Genomic DNA, 14,908 nt, shown 5'->3' on the forward strand with positions numbered 1-14,908 from the left:
GCCTATCCTCCTGCTGGAGTCTCGAGGTGTCTGGACTGCTCCTAGGAAAAGTCCAATTTGGAGCACTATTTTTCATTTAAGGAATTAGAACTCTCACCATAGTTGGGATAGTTTCCGTTAATAATAACGCTCTCTACCAGTTCAGTTGCCCGGCGGACGGTGACTCCTACGGGAAAAGCACGAGTCCGAAGACCCCGCAGGAAGCGAACTTCTTCCGAGGCAGACTAAGAACGCCACGTCCTGTGGCAACGTCTGCATTAGCACTTCCTGTGCGTCGAGGCTTCGGCCGTGCCCGTGGAAAGCATCCGTCCGCCGGGCAACTGAACGGCGATTAGAGCACCAAATTAAATAAACGAGCAAAGACACTTACGCTGAATGAAAGTAATCAGCTGAGTATGCTAGAAGATGGATAGGAGTTTTGGGAGAAAAATAATTACTCCGACTAGTACAGAAACAATGGAACTGACAAGGACAGCACCTGCAGCCGTATCTTTAATGAAGCGGGCATCGGGATGAATCTCCGGGCGCAGATAATCAATCATCTTTTCGATCGCCGTATTTAAAAGTTCCGTTAGAAGAACCAGCCCGATTACAATGATAATGAGTGCCCATTCGAGCTGCGACAGCTCGAATAGTAGCCCAGCAGCAAGAACCAGCACCATGATGCTTACATGAAAGCGAAAGTTCCATTCCGATTTAAATACGGCCCTGATTCCAGCAAAAGCATGATGAAAGCCGACCTTTCCTTTCTTATCTTTCAATGCCAAACTCACTCAATATCTCTCTTTGTTTCGCAAACATTTCCTTTTCATCTGTCTCCGTCATATGATCGTAGCCAAGTAAGTGTAGAAATCCATGGATGGTCAGAAAAGCAATTTCCCGCTCTAGAGTGTGCCCATACTCATCCGCTTGTTCCTGTGCCCGGTCGACGGAGATAACGATATCGCCAAGTATAATAGGTATATCAACTCCTTGGATATGCATCTCTCCGTCCACACGGTCCTGCATGGCAAAGGATATGACGTCTGTCGGTGTGTTCTTCTGCCGGTAGTTACGATTCAATTCTTGGATTTCACCATCGCGGACAAAATTAACGGACATTTCCGCTTCGTTGGAGACCCCCTCCCGCTTTGCAGCAAATTCCAAAAGACGTTTTAATAGATCCACCTGATCAGCGGGTAATAAATTCGTTTTATCATGAAAATCGATATGCATTATTTTTCCTCCCTATTTGGATACTGGATTCTTGAATGGAAAAAACCTTTTAATGAATCACAAATTGTCCGTTGAATGACTTTTAATTCCGTTAATGTTAGTGGACTTTCATCCAATTGGCCATCCGCTATTTTATCACTCATTATTGCTGCAACAATCTCTTCAATTTTCTCTTCGGTCGGCTCAGATAACGACCGGACAGCAGCTTCTACGGAGTCACAAATGCTGACCACAGCAGCCTCTTTCGATTGCGGTTTGGGACCAGGATAACGGAACTCCTCTTCCTGCACATCTGGATTCTTCTCTTTCTCTTTATAATAGAAGAACTTGAGCAATGAAGTTCCATGATGTGACTTTGCAATCTCAATAATTTCTTTCGGTAATTTGTTCTCTTTCAACATCTCTACCCCATCATAAGGGTGGCTAATGATTATTTTTGCACTTTCTTTTGGATCCATCCGGTCATGCGGGTTCTGATTAGATAACTGATTTTCAATAAAGAACTGCGGACGGACGGTTTTTCCAATATCATGATAATACGCACCGACTCTTGCTAACAATCCATTTGCACCAATCGCCTCGCATGCCGTCTCACTAATGTTCGCAACCATGACAGAATGATGGTAAGTGCCCGGTGCTTCAACTAACAATTTCTTAAGTAAGGGCTGATTCGGGCTTGAGAGCTGCAGCAATCTCGTGTCTGATAAGATACCCAAACCTGTCTCAAAGAACGGTAAAAGACCGATTGTCAGCACTGCAGCTAAGAATGCGGAAACAAGTCCGTATGCTGAGTTTAGGAAAAAGTCAATTAACGTATATTTTTCAAAGGACAAGAATAGAAATAGTAATACAGTCAGGATATTCACTAGTATAATTCCCAGTCCCGCCTTTAAAATAGCTAAGCGGTCTTTCACTTGCGGGAAGAAAATAATTCCTGCCAGTTGGGAAAAGAAGAAATAAATTCCTGCTTCAATATTTAATGCCCCTGGAATAAGTCCATTGAATATCACCGTACCTATAATTGCATAAATTCCTGCCATAATGATCGCCAGCCGTTCACTGATGAATAACTTCAATAAAAGGGCTCCCATGGCAATAGGCATTATATAGAACAGTTGGTTGTTATCCGTCGAAAACAGACTGACAACTTTCATTAATGTAACTACAATGAAACTTATCGTTAACAGTGCGGCTAATACGCGCTTATTCATTGTTTCACGTTTGGCCAACTTATTAATCTCGACGACTGAAATACTGCCAAGTATAATTAACAACAGAACTAAGCCGATGACGGGATAAAAATTACGTTCCCCATCAAGTAAACCGACAAGTTGCAGCTGTTCATATATTTCATTCGTAATCACTTGACCTTCACTAACAATGATCTCCCCGGCTTTTATCATTTCCGGATCGACATTGCTGGCAGCAATTTTTCGTGCTTCATTCGTCGCTTCCAAATCGAAAAATGAGTTTTCTGTTACGATAAAGTTTGCAAACTCGATAAGCGCATCTTTAAGAACAGGATCGAGTTCTGAATACTTTATTTCATCCTCGACAATGACTCTAGCCGATTGCAAATTCTCTGTTCGGACTCCCTCTTCCATTACCTCTTTTACACTAGTGATAAAAAGCTTTTTAGCCTTTTCGATTTCCTCCCGCGGTTGATTAATCAATGCACGAAAGGAATCGGCACTCGCCTCTAGTACAATTTCTTCGGAGAGGACTTGTCTTAATCGGTCAATTTTCTCCTCCGTCGATAGTTCGGCAGCTTCCTCTTCGCTCTCTCCTTCTTTCACCTGTTTATCTTTGTCCTTGGTCTTATCCGATTCATCGTTTAGAGAAAGAACTGCATCGAATATCTCCTCACTATAACCGATCCTTTCGTTATTGACCTGTTCGGATATCGAATACCTGTCACCGATTTGCTGGACCGCTTCCCTCGTCTTTCTCTCTGTTTCCACTTCATTTTCAATCGTTACCGGTGAACGGATCGTCGTATTCGCTGTAGCAAATCGTTGTAAGTCATACGTTTCCGTGTAGACATTATTTAAGGAAATGAAAAAGAAGAAAATACTTTGTATGAACACAGCAACGACAATTAAAAATAAGCTTGTTCTATTTCCCAGCCATTTCTCTACTTTTTGGAATAAATTCTTTTTCTTTTTCACTTTCCACTTACCCCCTAAGTGAAAATAAGACCTACAGAGCAGGTCTTACTGATTCGTATCATTATTTTCATATGCATGAATAATCCGCTGAACGAGCGGATGACGAACAACATCGGACCCTTTCAAGTACACAAAAGAAATACCCTCTACATTCTGGAGGATTTGTTCCGCAATCCGAAGACCGGAGTGCACTCCTTTTGGTAAATCAATCTGCGTGATGTCACCAGTAATCACCATTTTTGACCCGAAGCCTAGTCGGGTTAAAAACATCTTCATTTGAGCTGGTGTTGTATTCTGGGCTTCATCTAAAATAACGAAAGCGTCATCCAATGTTCTTCCACGCATATAAGCGAGCGGGGCAATTTCAATAACTTCCCTCTCAATTAACCTTGCCGTATGTTCAACTCCTAAAACATCGTGCAACGCATCATAAAGCGGACGTAAATACGGGTCAACTTTCTCTTTTAAGTCACCTGGTAAGAAACCAAGGCTTTCACCTGCCTCAACAGCAGGCCTTGTTAAAATAATCTTCTTCACAAGACCTTTCTTCAACGCATCGACAGCCATCACAACGGCTAAATACGTTTTACCCGTTCCAGCAGGACCAAAGCCAAATACTAAGTCTGTTGCCCGTATTCGGTCCACATATACTTTTTGGCCTAATGTCTTTACACGAATGGACTTTCCTTTCATATTCTTCGTAATTTCATCTTCAAATAATGCTTCAAATTGATTGATCGTTCCTTTTCTAGCCATCTCTACCGCATAGGCGATATCTCTTTCCGAAAACGATATGCCTCTTTGAATTAAAGAAAGTAAAGAGAACAGCACTTGTTTCAGTACTTCAACCGCTTCCACACTGCCTGAAGCTTGTACTTTCTCTCCGCGTGAAACAATACGGATATCCAAAAGGGATTCCAAATGTTTTAAATGCTTATCATTGTTTCCGAATAAAGCTAGCGCTTCGGTTGGATCTTGTAATTGTAAATCAATATCAGTTAAATTTCCTGCCATACTTAATCTCCTTGGTTTATCGGTTGTTCAACAGCTATATTTTCTTCTACCGTGATGTACAAGCTTAGTTTTACTTTACCATGACGGATGGTTTCATGCAAAACTTTTTCCGTGATAATTTCAGCATCTTTCCCAAGCCTTCTTTGCAAATCATTTTTAGCTTGGCGAATACCGGTCTGTATTGCTTCTTCTCGCGTTCTCTCACTGTACCAAGGAGTACTCTCGAGCCTCTTTTCAGCTGTAAAGTAGATCGGAGGACGCCATCCAAAAATATCTAATTGATATTCATCTGTTTCTATCAACTCATGTTCAAAATGTTCAAAACGAGTGAGTGGCCAAATCGGAATAGATAATGAACCGAATTTAATTCGGTATTTTTCATTCGTATTGCCAGTTAATTCAACATGCTCTGCTGTTAAAGGGACGTTCACTTCCGCTTTATACCAAGTTGTTGCGATAATCTCACCATCTGCAGCAACCAATTCGAATTCCTGCTTATCTTCTTCCTCGTCAATGATATTCAGCTTTTCAATTGCTCCAGAAACAAGTACATCCCCCTTCTCGACCACATCATTGACCGTTACTTCAGGCATTCCTTTTTTCACATACATATATTGGATAACACCGCTCTTACCAGCAACTAAATGCCTTGGACCTGCTGGCTCTTCCTTTTCGATGATGAGTTTTTCCACCCCTTCAAGATAAAAACTTGTCCCTTTTTTGTCCACACCAATCCAAAGCAATTCCGGCACATCTTCGAGCAATAATTGTTGGATTTGATTAGGGGATTCGATTGAGAAAGTAAACGCTCCTGGATAAACACCATAACTAGTTAATTGTTCCTTGATTTTATTTTCCAATTCTTCCGGAACTCCTGTTACCGTTACTTGCCATACCATATTGGAGAGGATAAAGAATAATAATAAACTAAGCAGAAGACCGATTAACAAAGGTTTTTTTCTGCCGACTCTTTTCTTAAAAAAAGGTAATCCATGTTTATTCAAAAAATGGATTTTAAATTTGCTTCCACGCCGAAGTTTGCGGATTTCCTTCACATCTTTAAGCAACACGCTTGCTGTACATTGGTTAACATGAACTTTTTTTATTTCCCAAAGCATAATTCCATTCCGCGCGCATTGTTGCAAGAATTGCTCCGGGTGGTCACCTGTGACTTGAATCTCTACAACTCCTGATAGATAGGATCCTTTTACAGATTTCATATGTCCTCCTTTTACAATGAACTAGGTATATATTTTATTTCCTCAATTTCTCCTTCTAGCAAAATTTCTTCTGGGAGCATTTGTTTCAAGACAAAGGAAGTACCGAGTATTTGTACATATCCATTCGTCGTTTTTAATTTCAATTCTGTCTCGGAATATGTCTCTAGTCCTTTATGATTCTCAATATACAGGTGGAAGTTGCCGATTATCGTAAGCCGCGGCAACTCCAGCAAAATATCGGAAGGAAGTGCTAAATAGTTAACCATTAAGTTGCGGAACTTCAGATGCCATTTTTTCACGGATACATCCCCCTCTTCTCTATATGTATGAACGACTAAAATGATTAAGACCTTGATAAAAACAAAAAACCATTAGCTTTGCACCGAGTAAATCGATGTGCTAATGGCTTTTTTTTATCTTTTATAACGTTCGGATGTGACACTCTGGTAAGGTTTCATGGAACGAGGTCTACCTAATACTTCGGCCATAATAATTCCGTTGATCAAACCTTTCTTCTTCAAGCTCCGGCGGATATCTTTCTTTAATACTTTCTGCTCCTCCGATAAGCTTTTCAATACTTCCATTTGTTGACGGCTGATGAAGTCATCTATATTCCCATCCGTGATGTTTATATCTGCGGCTCCCCTATACCTTTCCTGTAATCGTTCCATTTGAGCCTGCTGTTCTTCTTCCATCCTCTTTGGTGTAGCGAGGGTTACCGTTGCTTCTTTCGGTTTTGGCTCTATTTTAGTCGTCACAACCTCTTTAGGGCGCTCTCGTACGGTTTCTTTCCGAGTTGACGCGGGAGCTGGTCTTGGTTGCCCTTGCTGTCTAGTCTGTGGCTGCTGTGGCCGATTTGGGCGCTGTTGTTGCTGTTTTTTCTGTTGTTCTTTATTGCTTGAAAGCATTCCGATAATTCCTGAGATGATCAAAATAACCAGGAACATATTTTCAAAGATAAATTCGAAAATCTCGCCCATTACTTCCCTCCTTTACAGGAAACAAAGAAGTGATTAATTGTTATCATCATTGTCTTCCGTTAGTTTACCGATTGTATCGCGCATTTCCGTGTCCGCCCCAATATTGCGGTAATTCATATAATCCATGACACCCATATTGCCTGAACGTAGTGCTTCTGCAAGGGCACGCGGAACATCTGCTTCAGCTTCCACAACCTTCGCGCGCATCTCTTGAGTTCTTGCAACCATCTCTTGTTCTAGAGCAACAGCCATGGCTCGGCGCTCTTCCGCTTTCGCTTGAGCAATTTTCTTATCTGCTTCCGCCTGGTCGGTCTGTAGTGTCGCACCAATGTTCTTACCGATATCAACATCGGCAATATCAATTGAAAGTATTTCAAAAGCTGTTCCTGCATCTAACCCCTTAGCAAGTACAGTGTGGGAGATAGAATCAGGATTTTCCAGTACTTGTTCATGTGTATTAGAACTACCAATTGTACTAATAACCCCTTCACCAACACGGGCAATTACTGTTTCTTCTCCTGCACCACCGACTAGACGGTCAATGTTCGCTCTTACAGTAATTCGTGCCAAAGCTTTTACTTCAATTCCGTTCATGGCAATACCTGCTATAAACGGGGTTTCAATCACCTTTGGGTTAACACTCATTTGTACCGCTTCTAAAACATCACGGCCAGCAAGGTCAATCGCTGCTCCTCTTTCAAAAGGAAGTTCAATATTCGCACGGTGTGATGCGATAAGCGCATTTACAACACGATCAACATTACCGCCAGCAAGATAGTGACTCTCCAGCTGATTGATTGATACATTAAGTCCTGCCTTATGTGCTTTTATAAGTGGATTAATCACCCGGCTCGGCACAACCCGACGTAAACGCATCCCGATTAGTGTGAAGATGCTCACCTTAACACCTGCTGCGAGTGCACTGATCCACAGTGTGACTGGAATGAACGTGAATAGGATTGCAAGTGCAATAATAATCACGGCAATAATAATAAGTGGTAAAACATCAAAACCCATAAAAACTCCTCCTAAAACAATAATTTTTTATTCTACTATCTCTCGAACCACAATTCGCATTCCTTCTACTTTCGTTATTTTAATCTTTTTCCCTTTATCGATAAAGCTGCCTTCTGACACAATATCGAGATATTCATCACCGAATGAGCCGGTTCCAGATGGACGTAAAGGCGTGAGCGCCACCCCCTCCATACCGATCAACTCGAGACGGTTTACACTTGATACATACCCAAGTTCCGTTGTTGTCTGGTCTTTTAATATGATATGGCGGAACAAGCCTTTATCCGCCCCAATTCTTCGGTATAGGAATATCGCAGCAATAACCGCAATAATAAACGAAATACTAATACTAAGTGCCATATGACCGAGATCATAACCTGACATGAATAAGGAGCCTAATACTGCACCGATTCCCAACAGACCGGCAATACCACCTGGTAAAAAGAATTCCAAAACGATGAGAATGATTCCGACAACTAATAGTATAATGGCTTCCATTCCAGCTAGTCCAGCTACAATATGCCCATAGAAAAATAGGATAAGTGCGATAATTCCCATTGTTCCAGGTATACCGAATCCAGGAGAATACAGCTCAAGAACGAGTCCAAGACTTGCGATTGAAAGCAAGATCGGAATGACAGTCGGGTGAGTTAAAAATCTTGCTACTTCTTCCGCAAGCGTCGTTTCTGTTTCAACGATTGTCGCATTTGTCAAATCAAGCTCTGCCAATAACTCTGTACGATGATTGACAATTCCTTCCGCATAGCCTACTTCCACCGCTTCATTTGGACCAAGTGTAAGGTACTTACCTTCAGGCGCCCCGTATTCAGGCAAATCAATGGATGGGTCTGCCATTGCAGCAGCATATAACGGATCTCTCCCCTTTGATTCAGCAGCACTTCTCATGGCTGCTAACCAAGCGGATTGCGCCTTTTCATCGGCAGCATTTCCATCCCCGGTAATTACCCCACTCGCCCCCATCGTTGCATGTGGCCTGAAATAAATAGTATCGGTGTTAAGGGCAATATAGGAGCCTGCTGAAAGTGCTTCGTTTACAATAAATGAAGTGTTCGGGATTTCCAGACCTTGTAATAGTTCTGCAATTTGTCCGGCAGAATCCACTCTCCCTCCAGGTGTGTTGATTTCAAATATGATATGGTCGGCATTTGACTCAATCGCTTCATTAGTCGTTCGTTTTAAAAACGCTTCAAGTCCTCGTTCCACCTCGCGTTCAATTGGAATAACATAGACAAGCTTTCCAGTTCCTTCCCCGTGAGCCTTGTTCGTAAAAGTTGGTAGAAAAATGAAGATTACAAGTAATGTTAATAATATGTAGTGCAGGATCTTTTTGGCAGGCAATTTAAACACCCCCTTCGTTGGTATCTTACTATACGGATAAAAACAATCATACGTTTCACTTTTTCATTTTTTTTTGCAGAAGATACCGTTTCCTACTAAAATACTACCACATATCCTTCAGTTATGAAAATTTGTATAGAACTAAAAAATGATCCCGATATCACCAAGATGATGATCGGGACCATTTTAAGGGTATAAAAGACTGGTTAGCATGCTAACTCGTCTTTCATTTCAATTTTTCTTCAACAATTTGCTTTACTTGAGAGCCGTCTGCTTTACCTTTGGTTAATGGAATTACTTTCCCCATTACTTTTCCAATATCTTTCATCGATGTTGCATTGGCTTCTCGAATAGCTTGTTCTACAATTTTCTCCGTTTCCTCTATAGAAAGTTGCTTCGGCATATACTGCTCTAACACTTCTATTTCAAACTGAGCCTTGTCAGCAAGGTCTGCTCGATCCGCAGAAGTAAATTCCTGGAGGGATTCTTTTCTTTGTTTGAGCTCTCTGGACAAAATTGTTAGTTCTTCATTTTCCGAAAGATGTTCTTTTCCTAGCTTGATCAATTCATTTTGAATCGAAGCCTTTACCATGCGAATTACAGTAAGGGTATCTTTATCCTTCTTCTTCATCGCTTGAATCATATCTTGATTAAGCTTTTCAAGTAGAGTCATTTACGCTAACACCCTCTTCTTAGTATCTACGCTTTCTTGCTGCCTCCGATTTTTTCTTCCGTCTTACGCTAGGTTTTTCATAGTGTTCACGCTTGCGATATTCTTGCAATGTACCACTTTTCGATACATTACGCTTGAAGCGACGAAGAGCATCCTCAAGAGACTCGTTTTTACGTACGCGAGTTGAATTTGACATGCTTGTTTCCCTCCCTCCGAAGCAAAAAACAAAAATTTCTACATATGAAAATCAAGTCACATGCTTCCTAAATTATAATATAAGCAGGCGTGCTGGTCAACTTAAAGTTTTGAAAAGAAAAGATTTAATAGATTTCTTGTTCTGTCATTCCTTTGCCACTTACGTATCCCACTCTAATTCCTCAAAATGATAAGAAATACTAGCTAAAGCATATATTGCTGCTGTTTCTGTACGAAGAATCCTTGGTCCAAAACGAACTGCCTGAAAATCGCGTTCCGTTAAAGCTTTAGCTTCATTCTCGGAAAAGCCGCCTTCTGGACCGATGCAAATGATAAGGTTCATTCCCCGTTGCAGCTTCTTTAACACTGTTGCAAAAGATTGAAAATCACTTGATCTAGCTTCTTCCTCATAAGCGAAAATACAAGCATCATATTGTTTACTAAGTTCAAGCAGTTGTTTCAAAGTTACAGAATCTTGAATGGTTGGGATTAGGGAACGATGACTCTGTTCGCTAGCTTCTTTGACAATCTTCTCAAAACGCTGCTGTTTTTTGCGCATTTTTTTCTCATCCCAAACAACAATCGAGCGTTCCGCCTTATAGGGGATAAAAGAAGTTGCACCAAGCTCAGTTCCTTTCTGGAGAATCAACTCAAATTTATCCCCTTTTGGCAATCCTTGTGCAATCGTCACATTGATCGGCAGTTCAACATCTTGCCGAACCCATTCCATAATCCTCGCGGTTACCTGGTTGCTAGATATTGCTTCAATTGCACAAATCGCTGTAGCTCCATTGCGTCCTGTACAAATAATTTGATCACCCGGTTGACTCCGCATGACTCTGTAAATATGATGAACATCATCTCCTATAATCGTTACCGCTTCGTCTGACCATTGTTCATCTTCGAGGATAAAATATCTTTGCATGCCTTTCACCTACCGACCATCAAGATTGCTTGGGCTTTCTTGCTATAATAGAAATCCAATCTTCCAATTCATTCTGTTCTATAACTTCAAAACCTTGTCTTCTTAATTCTCCAAGAACCATTTCTTGCTTATCCTTAATAATTCCGGAAGTGATAAAGTAACCGCCTGCCTTTAAATTATTCCATGCATCGTTAATAAACTTCACAATGATTTCAGCTAAAATATTAGAAACGATGACGTCAGCATCTAAGTGTATTCCTTTTAATAAATCATTTTGCTCCACGGTAATCTCGCTCGCCAAGTCATTTAATTGAATATTGGCCTTACTGCTCTTCACCGCAACTTCATCCAAATCAAATGCATGGATTTTTGCCGCGCCTAATTTAGCAGCAGCGATTGTTAAAATTCCAGAACCGGAGCCGACATCAATAACCTTGTCTTTCGCCTTTAAATACTTTTCTAGTGCTTGGATACTTAAGATAGTTGTCGGGTGAGTACCTGTACCGAATGCCATTCCGGGATCCATTTCAATAATGACTTCATGTTCATTTGCAGGTCGATACTCTTCCCAAATCGGTTTAATAGTTATCGTATCAGTCACTTGAACAGGCTTATAGTATTTTTTCCATGCCGTTGCCCAATCTTCTTCATGAACATCAGTTAAGACAATTTCATTTTTTCCTAGGTCGTGAAATGTTGCTAATGCATTAATCCTTTTTGTAATTTCATTAATCGTGTCTTTTAAATGGCTATTGACAGGTAAATAAGTTTTAATCCGGACACCTTCATCCGGATAATCTTGTGGATCCAGCTCATATATTTCGCCAAATTGTGCTTCTTTCGCTTTTACCAAGTCAAGTGGATCTTCTATAACTAATCCGCTTGCTCCAGTTTCTTGCAATATATAGGAAATGGATTCAATTGCTTCGTTCGTTGTATGAATGCAAATTTCTGTCCAGTTCATTTTATCCATCCTAACCTATTGGATTCGATATGTATAAAGATGTTGCGGGAAACCGCAACATCTATTAATCACCTTTAAATGCTTTTTTAAAACGCTGAAAAAAATTGGTGTCTTGTTCTTCGGTTGAATCATTACCACCGATTTCATTGAATTCTCTTAGAAGTTCTTTCTGTTTCTCAGTTAATTTCGTCGGTGTTACGATACGAACTTGAATATGCTGGTCTCCTTGACCGCGACCGCGAACGTTTGCGACACCTTTACCACGTAAACGGAATGTTTTACCTGTTTGTGTACCAGCAGGTATCTTCAGCTTAACTTTCCCATGAACAGTAGGTACTTCGACTTCATCTCCTAAAGCTGCTTGTGTGAATGTTAGTGGGAGCTCACAGAAAATATGGTCGCCATCCCGCTCGAAATAATCATGTGGTTTCACACGAACGACAACGTATAAATCTCCTGGTGGCCCTCCATTAACACCGTCTTCTCCTTTTCCTGCAACACGGATCTGTTGTCCTTCATCAATCCCAGCAGGTATGGAAATGTGGATTTTACGGCTCTTCTTCACGCGGCCGTCACCATGACAGGTTGAACATTTTTCTCGAACGATTTTACCTGTCCCATTACAGTAATGACAAACTCTGCGATTAACAACTCTGCCAAATGGTGTATTCTGTTCTTGGTTTAACTGTCCTGAACCATGACAGTGGGAACAGGTTTCCGGCGTTGTTCCAGGCTTGGCACCACTTCCATGACAAGTACTACATTCTTCTTCCCTTGGAATGGTTATATCGAGTTCTTTACCAAATATAGCTTCTTCAAATTCTAGTGTTACTGTATATTGCAAATCAGCACCTTGTCTTGGTGCGTTCGGATCACGGCTTCTTCCACCGCCTCCAAAGAACATATCGAAAATATCACCGAAACCTCCGAAGTCTTGTGCATTTCCAAATCCGCCGAAACCTTGCCCGGAAGCACCAGCATGACCGAACTGATCGTATTGCGCCCTTTTCGTGTCATCACTCAATACTTCATAGGCTTCCTTCGCCTCTTTAAATTTCTCTTCGGCATCCGGTTCTTTACTCACATCTGGATGATACTTTCTTGCCAACTTACGGTACGCTTTCTTTATCTCATCTTTAGATGCTCCTTTATCTATTCCTAGAACATCATAATAATCTCGTTTACTCAAAGTTTAATCACTCTCCTGCCGAACTTTAACATACGTTTCATCATATCACTTTCCCCAAAGTAATAGCAACTAAGGGGATAAATTAAGTTCGCTGTAATTATCCTGAAAAAAGTCAAAGTCAAGAGAATCCTGACTTTGACTTTTTCGTTAAAATCTATTTATTATTTTCTTCGTCATCTACTTCTTTATAGTCTGCGTCAACGACATCGTCATCTCCAGACGCTTCCGTTGCACCGCCTTCTGCTTGTTGCTCCTGTTGCATTTGCTCATATAATTTAACAGAAAGTTGCTGTACATGCTGCTCAAGTGCTTCTTTTTTCGCTTTAATATCTTCAATATCAGTACCTTCTAAAGCTTTTTTAAGCTCTTCTTTAGCAGACTCTGCTTGGGCTTTATCTTCTTCAGATACTTTATCACCAAGATCAGTAATTGTCTTATCTGTTGTGAATATGAGTTGATCTGCTTCGTTACGAAGATCTACTTCCTCACGGCGCTGTTTATCCGCTTCCGCATTCTCTTCAGCTTCTCTTACCATCTTATCTACTTCTTCATCGGATAGACCAGAAGAAGACTGGATTGTGATGGATTGCTCTTTATTTGTACCTTTATCTTTTGCACGTACGTTTACAATTCCGTTTGCATCAATATCAAATGTAACTTCGATTTGCGGGACACCACGAGGTGCTGGCGGAATATCCGTTAGTTGGAAACGTCCAAGCGTTTTGTTATCTGCTGCCATTTCACGCTCCCCTTGAAGTACATGAATGTCTACAGCTGTTTGGTTATCTGCAGCAGTAGAGAATATTTGAGAGTGGCTTGTTGGGATTGTTGTATTTCTTTCAATCAGCTTCGTTGTTACGCCGCCCATTGTTTCAATTCCAAGTGATAGTGGTGTAACGTCCAGTAATAATACGTCCTTAACATCACCAGCTAATACCCCACCTTGGATAGCAGCCCCAAGCGCAACCACTTCATCAGGGTTAACTCCTTTAGAAGGTTCTTTACCAATTTCTTTCTTAATTGCTTCTTGAACTGCAGGAATACGAGTAGAACCACCAACTAGAAGAACTTTATCAATATCACTTGCTGAGAATCCAGCATCTGATAATGCCTTACGTGTCGGAACCATTGTACGTTCTACTAAATTAGAAGAAAGTTCTTCAAATTTCGCACGAGATAACGTCATTTCTAAATGTAATGGCCCAGCTTCCCCTGCTGTAATAAACGGTAGTGAGATTTGTGTTTGGGAAACTCCAGATAATTCTTTTTTCGCTTTCTCTGCAGCATCTTTCAAACGCTGTGTAGCCATTTTATCCTGTGAAAGATCAATGCCGTTTTCTTTACGGAACTCTTCCACCATGTAATCAATAACAACTTGGTCGAAATCATCCCCACCTAGACGGTTGTCACCTGCTGTAGCGAGTACTTCGAACGTTCCATCACCGATATCAAGGACGGATACGTCAAATGTACCCCCACCAAGATCGAATACAAGGATTGTTTGATCTTCATCTTCTTTATCAATTCCATATGCCAAAGCTGCTGCAGTTGGCTCATTAATAATACGCTCTACTTCAAGACCAGCGATTCTTCCAGCATCTTTCGTAGCTTGACGCTCTGAGTCATTGAAGTAAGCTGGTACCGTAATAACTGCCTTATCAATTTTTTCTCCAGTATAGTCTTCTGCATATGCTTTAATGTGCTGTAAAATAATTGCAGAAACTTCTTGAGGTGTATATTCTTTATCCTCAATTTTTACTTTGTAGTCTGTACCCATATGGCGCTTAATGGACTGAATTGTATCCGGATTCGTGATTGCTTGACGTTTTGCAATCTCCCCGACTTGCCTTTCACCATTTTTAAACGCAACAACAGATGGTGTTGTCCTGTTACCTTCCGGGTTCGGAATTACAACAGATTCTCCACCTTCCATTACTGCCACACAAGAGTTTGTAGTACCTAGGTCAATACCGATTATTTTACTCATAC

The 14,908-nt window shown here is 41.0% G+C and carries 15 protein-coding genes; all 15 read right to left on the reverse strand.

Features of this window, described 5'->3' with window-relative positions; translation table 11 throughout:
* Positions 1-398: 398 nt before the first annotated feature.
* The gene (locus IEX94_RS06135; protein WP_188856475.1) at positions 399-773 is read right to left on the reverse strand and encodes a diacylglycerol kinase family protein; all 375 of its coding nucleotides are present in this window, start codon (positions 771-773) and stop codon (positions 399-401) included.
* Positions 751-1,215, reverse strand: coding sequence for an rRNA maturation RNase YbeY (gene ybeY / locus IEX94_RS06140; protein ID WP_188856476.1), 465 nt, complete (start codon positions 1,213-1,215; stop codon positions 751-753). Before ybeY ends, IEX94_RS06135 begins: the two co-directional genes overlap by 23 nt.
* Entirely contained in the window at positions 1,215-3,383 is a 2,169-nt protein-coding gene (locus IEX94_RS06145) for an HD family phosphohydrolase (protein ID WP_188856477.1), read from the reverse strand. Before IEX94_RS06145 ends, ybeY begins: the two co-directional genes overlap by 1 nt.
* A 45-nt stretch (positions 3,384-3,428) precedes the next feature.
* Positions 3,429-4,397 carry a PhoH family protein gene (locus tag IEX94_RS06150; protein WP_156856817.1) on the reverse strand — a complete coding sequence of 323 codons (969 nt, stop codon included), beginning with the start codon at positions 4,395-4,397 and terminating at the stop codon, positions 3,429-3,431.
* 2 nt (positions 4,398-4,399) lie between these two features.
* The gene (yqfD, locus tag IEX94_RS06155) at positions 4,400-5,617 is read right to left on the reverse strand and encodes a sporulation protein YqfD (protein WP_188856478.1); all 1,218 of its coding nucleotides are present in this window, start codon (positions 5,615-5,617) and stop codon (positions 4,400-4,402) included.
* Between the two features lie 11 nt (positions 5,618-5,628).
* Positions 5,629-5,916: a sporulation protein YqfC gene (yqfC, locus tag IEX94_RS06160; protein WP_229782596.1), complete on the reverse strand. Its 288-nt coding sequence runs from the start codon at positions 5,914-5,916 to the stop codon at positions 5,629-5,631.
* 114 nt (positions 5,917-6,030) lie between these two features.
* A complete protein-coding gene (locus IEX94_RS06165; RefSeq protein WP_188856479.1) occupies positions 6,031-6,597 on the reverse strand; it encodes a YqfB family membrane protein in 567 nt (188 codons plus the stop codon).
* A 33-nt stretch (positions 6,598-6,630) separates the two neighbouring features.
* Positions 6,631-7,614: a flotillin-like protein FloA gene (gene floA / locus IEX94_RS06170; protein ID WP_156856820.1), complete on the reverse strand. Its 984-nt coding sequence runs from the start codon at positions 7,612-7,614 to the stop codon at positions 6,631-6,633.
* Positions 7,615-7,641: 27 nt separating this feature from the next.
* Positions 7,642-8,973: an NfeD family protein gene (locus IEX94_RS06175; protein ID WP_188856480.1), complete on the reverse strand. Its 1,332-nt coding sequence runs from the start codon at positions 8,971-8,973 to the stop codon at positions 7,642-7,644.
* Positions 8,974-9,199: 226 nt separating this feature from the next.
* Positions 9,200-9,646 (reverse strand): GatB/YqeY domain-containing protein, encoded by a 447-nt coding sequence (locus IEX94_RS06180; protein WP_156856822.1) that lies wholly within the window; start codon positions 9,644-9,646, stop codon positions 9,200-9,202.
* Positions 9,647-9,665: 19 nt separating this feature from the next.
* Positions 9,666-9,842, reverse strand: a complete 177-nt coding sequence (rpsU, locus tag IEX94_RS06185; RefSeq protein WP_156856823.1) for a 30S ribosomal protein S21 — start codon at positions 9,840-9,842, stop codon at positions 9,666-9,668.
* A 159-nt stretch (positions 9,843-10,001) separates the two neighbouring features.
* On the reverse strand, positions 10,002-10,766 hold the full coding sequence (locus IEX94_RS06190) for a 16S rRNA (uracil(1498)-N(3))-methyltransferase (RefSeq protein WP_156856824.1): 765 nt from the start codon (positions 10,764-10,766) through the stop codon (positions 10,002-10,004).
* 19 nt (positions 10,767-10,785) lie between these two features.
* The gene (prmA, locus tag IEX94_RS06195; protein WP_156856825.1) at positions 10,786-11,730 is read right to left on the reverse strand and encodes a 50S ribosomal protein L11 methyltransferase; all 945 of its coding nucleotides are present in this window, start codon (positions 11,728-11,730) and stop codon (positions 10,786-10,788) included.
* Between the two features lie 64 nt (positions 11,731-11,794).
* Positions 11,795-12,919, reverse strand: a complete 1,125-nt coding sequence (gene dnaJ, locus IEX94_RS06200; protein WP_156856826.1) for a molecular chaperone DnaJ — start codon at positions 12,917-12,919, stop codon at positions 11,795-11,797.
* A gap of 154 nt (positions 12,920-13,073) precedes the next feature.
* Positions 13,074-14,906: a molecular chaperone DnaK gene (gene dnaK, locus IEX94_RS06205; RefSeq protein ID WP_156856827.1), complete on the reverse strand. Its 1,833-nt coding sequence runs from the start codon at positions 14,904-14,906 to the stop codon at positions 13,074-13,076.
* Positions 14,907-14,908: the final 2 nt, after the last annotated feature.

It is taken from the genome of Oceanobacillus indicireducens (assembly GCF_014647195.1).
In the GTDB taxonomy this organism is placed as follows: domain Bacteria; phylum Bacillota; class Bacilli; order Bacillales; family Amphibacillaceae; genus Oceanobacillus; species Oceanobacillus indicireducens.

Coding starts and splice junctions, on each gene's coding strand:
- dnaK (WP_156856827.1), bottom strand. CDS start 14,906: ATGAGTAAAATAATCGGTATTGACCTAGGTACTACAAACTCTTGTGTG.
- ybeY (WP_188856476.1), bottom strand. CDS start 1,215: ATGCATATCGATTTTCATGATAAAACGAATTTATTACCCGCTGATCAG.
- IEX94_RS06180 (WP_156856822.1), bottom strand. CDS start 9,646: ATGACTCTACTTGAAAAGCTTAATCAAGATATGATTCAAGCGATGAAG.
- yqfD (WP_188856478.1), bottom strand. CDS start 5,617: ATGAAATCTGTAAAAGGATCCTATCTATCAGGAGTTGTAGAGATTCAA.
- floA (WP_156856820.1), bottom strand. CDS start 7,614: ATGGGTTTTGATGTTTTACCACTTATTATTATTGCCGTGATTATTATT.
- IEX94_RS06165 (WP_188856479.1), bottom strand. CDS start 6,597: ATGGGCGAGATTTTCGAATTTATCTTTGAAAATATGTTCCTGGTTATT.
- IEX94_RS06150 (WP_156856817.1), bottom strand. CDS start 4,397: ATGGCAGGAAATTTAACTGATATTGATTTACAATTACAAGATCCAACC.
- IEX94_RS06190 (WP_156856824.1), bottom strand. CDS start 10,766: ATGCAAAGATATTTTATCCTCGAAGATGAACAATGGTCAGACGAAGCG.
- rpsU (WP_156856823.1), bottom strand. CDS start 9,842: ATGTCAAATTCAACTCGCGTACGTAAAAACGAGTCTCTTGAGGATGCT.
- prmA (WP_156856825.1), bottom strand. CDS start 11,730: ATGAACTGGACAGAAATTTGCATTCATACAACGAACGAAGCAATTGAA.